This is a genomic window from Hydrocoleum sp. CS-953 (assembly GCF_002260545.1).
GTDB lineage: Bacteria > Cyanobacteriota > Cyanobacteriia > Cyanobacteriales > Microcoleaceae > Trichodesmium.
In genome coordinates, this window is record NZ_LGSU01001013.1 from 1 (window position 1) to 6030 (window position 6030).

Sequence of the window (6030 nt, forward strand, 5' to 3'; positions counted from 1 at the left end):
GATAACTGATAACTGAAAAAACCCGCCCCTACAATTTTTACTCTATCTGACTCCTTCTTCATAAAACCATTTTATGTATTTCCAACTGATAACTGATAACTGAAAAAACCCGCCCCTACAATTTTTACTCTATCTGACTCCTTCTTCATAAAACCATTTTATGTATTTCCACAGGAGAGATAAAATCGTCTCTTTCTTGTCTGGTAATATAACCTGTTTCTGTTGCCATATCTCCAATTTTGATGCAAAAGTTAGTTAAAGTTTCCAAGACTTCTTTGCTATTTAATTGAAATTGCTTGTAACTGCCATCTAGAGAAAAGTTTTTATTACTATCCGAATAGCCAAAATATCGTAAGTTGCAGTTAATCTTGTTGCCAAGAGGCATTAACTCTATCGTCAGACAACAACTATCAACAAATTCTAACCGTATTGTTTCGCCTCTTGATAACTGGTCAATTTGTGTAGGTAAATCTTCTTCAAGGAGCATAGAGATATCGGGATCTAAGAAAACTTTGATTTGTTCTTTGCCTATTTCGAGCCAGATGGGGCGATCGCTTTCGTAACAAAAACGCCTAATTCCCATTTCAAAATGAGATAATTCTCCTAAGACATCTTCCGGAGGAGCAGCAAATTTTTCTAGTAAAGGGTCTCCCCATCTAATTTGAAATTTATGAAAATTATTCATTTTTACTACTCCTTTTTAAAGATTATAAATCGTCAGTATTTAAAATAGGATAGGCGGTTTTGAGAGTTCCATCTTTTTTTCTGATAATAAAAGCTCTAGTTACATTTTCTGTTACCGTTCCATCAGTATGATAAATTCTGCCAATTAGTCGTTGAAAATCGACAATATATTTACCATAATATTTGGGGATAAATCTTTCTGCCTCCACCCAGTCTTGTGCGTTTAACCATTGTCCTTGGTTAGTATTTGTACTAGCAATTCTCCCTCTAAAATTCTCTGATTTAAGTTGAGGGCCATGATGGCGTTCGATATGGTCGTAAGCTTTGGTAGATTTAGGATTATTCCACTGAGGTTCCTTTCCTTTACCTCTCCATTCAAAGCCATTACCAACTTCGATAGTTTTCTCTATTATATACTCTTGTATAATTTTCATAATCTCATCCATGAAATTTACACAAGTGTATTGCAAAACTCTAAAAACCTATTTAGAGGTTCTTTTCCTGTACCTCTCCATTCAAAGCCACTACCAACTTCGATAGTTTTCTCTATTATATACTCTTGTATAATTTTCATAATCTCATCCATGAAATTTACACAAGTGTAGTGCAAAACTCTAAAAACCTATTTATCAGAGTTTTTACTAAAAACCGCCCCTACAATTTCTTGCCGGAAATTTTCCCATCCATCAACAGCATCTAAATTAGAAACTACTCCTTTTTGCATCAAAACCACACCATCAGCAAAATCAGTAATTCCATATTCACCAGAATTATAAAGTTCTTTAATTCGAGGTACAATTTTTTCTAGTCGTTGGCGATCGCTCTTAAATGCCACCTGATATCTATTCAACCGCCACAAGTCAACAATAATATATTCTACTTTTTCAACTTCTCTTGCATCATTTCTAAATTTCATTCTGGGAAACCGCAAAACTGCTCGCCGACTTGATAAGTGGGGAATAATATAAGTTGTTGCTGCCGCGCTAGCATCATCAGGAATTTTCTCTAACAACGGTCGCATTTGACTAACGTGCTGCCATTGTTGGTGTGCGGGAACATAAACCCAAGGTTGTACTGAGTCTGGTACTAAAAAATAGAAGGTACGATTAGGATTAGATGTAAATGTAAAAAATAGTGACAAGCAAATACAAGCTACCCAAAAATGGCGAAACTTTGGTGATGGCAGTGGTGAGTTTTCAACATCTGACTCTCTCTTTCCCCACCATAAAATTGCACCGTAACATAATCCAGGTACTACAGTCATCGCATAACGAATAGTAATTGACAGTACAGACAAACCCTGAGCAGAAAATAATTTCAGTAAAGGAAATCCTGCTATCATCCAAGAAGCGGGAGCAATAGTAGGTACAAATGCTAAAGGCAACCATTGACCTAATAAATATTTGATAGTGCCAAAAAAAGGAGTAAAAATTTCCCCTATTAACCGCCAAGGGTTACTAATCATACCCCAAATAATTTCTAGAGTCGAAGCTTCGTCTCCTTCTGCATATTGACCGAATCTTTCCATCATAAATCTCTGGGAAATGTCTTCGGAAAAAATTGGCATAATTAGATTTGTCAGAGCTACCATGTAGGCAAAACTGAGGGTACAGATAGCTAAACCTNAAAAAAGGAGTAAAAATTTCCCCTATTAACCGCCAAGGGTTACTAATCATACCCCAAATAATTTCTAGAGTCGAAGCTTCGTCTCCTTCTGCATATTGACCGAATCTTTCCATCATAAATCTCTGGGAAATGTCTTCGGAAAAAATTGGCATAATTAGATTTGTCAGAGCTACCATGTAGGCAAAACTGAGGGTACAGATAGCTAAACCTATTTTAGGATAGCGTTTACTTAAAATTAGGTAAAATCCAACACCAAATAATACTACTCCTGCATCCTCTCTCACAGCTAAAATTAATACTGCTAAAATCCAAAACAGAAACCACCAGCGTTTTTCCATTGCCAGTAGCAAACTAAATACAAACAGAGGTATTTGACTAATATCATGGAAATTTGCTAAAGTAGGACCAATTACTGCGTTAGCTCCATAGAAACTAACACTAATCATGGCTGATAACTGTGGTTGTAGATATTGTCTAGCTAAGATGTATAAAACTAAACCCGCAGCAGTAACTAATGTAACTTGTAAAACTGTTAGAGTGACAGGAGATGGAAAAAGAGCATATATTGGCAACCACAACAAAAGAGCAGGGGTAAAATGTTGGCCTAAGCGGTGATAGTATACTTCGGAAAGTTGGCCTTGGTGGACTACATTTGTGGAAAGAGCTGAAGAAAGGGAACTTTGAAAAAAACGACCGTGCATACTATTCCAAAAGACTTGGTTAAATATACCCTGGTCGTAAGAGGCGTAAAAAGTATAATAGCGATGCAGGTTGAACAATAGACATATTGAAAAGAAAGCGATCGCCACCACGAACAGCATCTTGAGAGACTGATTTTTTTCTCTGCTCACCAACATCACCCACCTAAACTCAAAGCTTGCAGTATAACACTTACCAGAAATTTATATCTTACTTGAGTCATCATAACCACTTGCAAGGGTTATTATTTTTGCTGCATACTATAAACTCTAAATTATGTCAAGTGAAGATTGGATAATCTCAATACAGTTAATTCAGTGAATTTACAGTATTAGTGTCAGAATATAAAATAGAGATTAAATTATCTCAGAAATAAACTTTCTGTTATAGCAGTTGAAGCAAAGGTTGGGACATTTATCAATGCTCAAACGAGCGTCAGGGATTACTTTTGATTGTCTTGAGTGCGTCTTACATTCTGGAGAGGCTGTGTGCGGAAGTAATTCCGCACTTTATACGCCCCGTAGGAAACCTCAGAATTACGCACTCGCTTTTGTGGGGGTGAATGGCCATTTGTCCCTCCTGACTTTTGACTTGCGCGTAGCGCTATAATGGGGGATAAATTGAAAAATAATTTGTGAATGGTAAGTGGTAAACCCCGCCCTACTTGCCCAGTAAGGCCCAATATCTAGGTAGGCGGGAATATTCATGGAAAGTTATAGATGGTTAATTATTCTCTTCCTCTGCGACAACAAGATACTAATCGCCCATCTCACTTACCTAGAGATTTCGTAAAGGTGTCTTCAGAAAAATCTAATAACGACGGATTCTTACAACTTTTATTGTTTATTAATAAACGTCCTGGGTCTCAAGAACAAATCCAAGCTATTCGTAAGTCCCTAAGTAAATTAAAAACAGATTACCCTTTTGAATTTAATGTCATTGATGTAGGAGAACAACCCTACATGGCGGAACATTTCAAGTTAATTGCTACTCCTGCTCTATTAAAAATTCATCCTGAGCCAAGACAAACCCTAACTGGCACAAATTTAGTGGCTAAGTTGGAATATTGGTGGCCTCGTTGGCAACGTTCTTTAAAAGAATCTAGGTATGAGGATAATTCCCAATGTGAATCACAACAAGCTATTAGTGAGAAATTATCTGCTAGTTCAATTAGTTGCGCTGCCGAATTAATGCAAATGTCAGACGAAATTTTTCGCCTCAAGCGGGAAAAAGAACAATTGCAAGCTCAACTAAAATTTAAAGACCGCATCATTGCTATGTTAGCTCACGACTTGCGGAACCCTCTGACTGCAGTTTCGTTAGCTCTAGAAACTTTAGAGTCTACTCAAAAAACGGCAAAAAATGAGTTGCTTAAAAGTTCTACAAGTCTTGTAGAAAGGTTGACTAAGCAAGCACGTTATCAAGTGCGGGTAATTGACAGAATGATTACAGATATTTTAGAGAGACCAAGAGGGAAAAATGCCAAGTTACACATTCAACCTGAGAAATTAGATGTGGGAGCATTATGTTATGAGGTGAAAATGCAGTTTCGAGACAGAATGAGGTCAAAAAATTTGCAGTTAAGAACAGATATTCCTAATGATTTACCATTGGTTTATGCTGACCGAGAAAGAATACGTCAGGTAATAGTTAATTTGATTGATAATGCAATTAAGTATACTCCGAAAGAGGGTGAGATTCAGATTATAGTCCTCGATCGCACAACTCAAAAGGTGCAAGTGACGGTTTGTGATAGTGGACCTGGTATACCTAAGGAAAATCGCGATTGTATTTTTGAAGATTCTTTCCGACTGAAGCGGGATGAGTCACAGGAGGGTTATGGTATTGGTTTGGCTTTGTGTCGCCGGATTATTTTATCTCACTATGGTAAAATTTGGGTAGATTCTAGTCCTAATAATGGTAGTTGTTTTCATTTTACTTTGCCTGTTTATAGGTAAAAGAGGGAGTAGGGATTAGGGAGTAGGGAGTACTGNTATTTTTGAAGATTCTTTCCGACTGAAGCGGGATGAGTCACAGGAGGGTTATGGTATTGGTTTGGCTTTGTGTCGCCGGATTATTTTATCTCACTATGGTAAAATTTGGGTAGATTCTAGTCCTAATAATGGTAGTTGTTTTCATTTTACTTTGCCTGTTTATAGGTAAAAGAGGGAGTAGGGATTAGGGAGTAGGGAGTACTGAGTCGTTGGAAAAACATCTCCTCGTCTAAGATTCATTATCAGTCTATGTCCTAGCCAATTCTTTCTTTGCTATAGAATCTCTAACCGTATCTTTTACCTTGTTTTTCCTTTCTACAACATTCCCAATCAAAACTTAATTTTTTAGTTGAATAAAAAGTCATGTGTATAGACGAACGACTCTATACAGCCTTTATCATATTACAAAAATTGTGAGGATGCAATAGAAAACCTTCTCTCGCGCCGATTTTTTTTCAGGAGCGTCAGAAAATGAAAATTTTTGTGGTTTTCTATTGAGGTATAGATGGAAAAGTTTGATCAGGAAAAACTAGCATTTATGAGAGCGTCAGAAAATGAAAATTTTTGTGGCATTTATTGTAGGGAAAATTCCTGAATAATCAGGTTAAAGTATTTCTCCCATAAATTTCAATTTTCTTGAAATATAACGTTTGCCTTCCCTAACTAAATAAACCATAGCATCAGAAACTACCTCAATAGTTAGATATATCCGATCTAGTAAATGTTTTGTTATACCAATTTAATAAATGTTTGCTACAAATAGTTAGGTTACTTCTTAGGAGTCAGGAGTCAGGAGTCAGGAGTCGTATGGGAATAGGTTTTCTCTACTTTTTTGTACCTTAAATTATCTTTTTATTCAAATATAACTTCCCTAGAAAATATTTTAATCCTGCTTATTATTCGTAACATTCTTTTTTCATACTTCGTATTACACGGGTTAACCAAGCTTTGATATCATCCCAAAAGTAACCAACAGCAAATTTACTATTTTTCTTCCTTCTTCCTTCTTCCTTCTTACTTAAGTTTT

The 6030-nt window shown here is 36.4% G+C and carries 5 protein-coding genes and 1 pseudogene; 2 read left to right on the forward strand and 4 right to left on the reverse strand.

Annotated features, from left to right (window positions below):
- Window positions 1-145: 145 nt before the first annotated feature.
- From AFK68_RS14565 to AFK68_RS14580, 4 genes and pseudogenes are all read right to left on the reverse strand, one after another.
- Window positions 146-685, reverse strand: a complete 540-nt coding sequence (locus AFK68_RS14565) for a hypothetical protein (RefSeq protein ID WP_094673430.1) — start codon at window positions 683-685, stop codon at window positions 146-148.
- 22 nt (window positions 686-707) lie between these two features.
- Window positions 708-1118 (reverse strand): hypothetical protein, encoded by a 411-nt coding sequence (locus AFK68_RS14570; protein ID WP_143437882.1) that lies wholly within the window; start codon window positions 1116-1118, stop codon window positions 708-710.
- Window positions 1119-1306: 188 nt separating this feature from the next.
- A partial coding sequence (locus AFK68_RS14575; protein ID WP_210407406.1) for a DUF2079 domain-containing protein occupies window positions 1307-2309 on the reverse strand: 1003 nt, incomplete at its 5' end.
- A 1-nt stretch (window position 2310) separates the two neighbouring features.
- A pseudogene (locus tag AFK68_RS14580) lies at window positions 2311-3167 on the reverse strand (DUF2079 domain-containing protein); the annotation flags it as partial.
- A 561-nt stretch (window positions 3168-3728) separates the two neighbouring features.
- On the opposite strand from AFK68_RS14580, the gene AFK68_RS14585 reads away from it, so the two are divergent.
- The gene (locus tag AFK68_RS14585; protein WP_094673434.1) at window positions 3729-4967 is read left to right on the forward strand and encodes a histidine kinase; all 1239 of its coding nucleotides are present in this window, start codon (window positions 3729-3731) and stop codon (window positions 4965-4967) included.
- 37 nt (window positions 4968-5004) lie between these two features.
- Complete coding sequence (locus tag AFK68_RS14590) at window positions 5005-5172, forward strand: ATP-binding protein (protein WP_094673435.1); 168 nt, start codon at window positions 5005-5007, stop codon at window positions 5170-5172.
- Window positions 5173-6030: the final 858 nt, after the last annotated feature.

Coding starts and splice junctions, on each gene's coding strand:
- AFK68_RS14570 (WP_143437882.1), bottom strand. CDS start 1,118: ATGAAAATTATACAAGAGTATATAATAGAGAAAACTATCGAAGTTGGT.
- AFK68_RS14585 (WP_094673434.1), top strand. CDS start 3,729: ATGGTTAATTATTCTCTTCCTCTGCGACAACAAGATACTAATCGCCCA.
- AFK68_RS14565 (WP_094673430.1), bottom strand. CDS start 685: ATGAATAATTTTCATAAATTTCAAATTAGATGGGGAGACCCTTTACTA.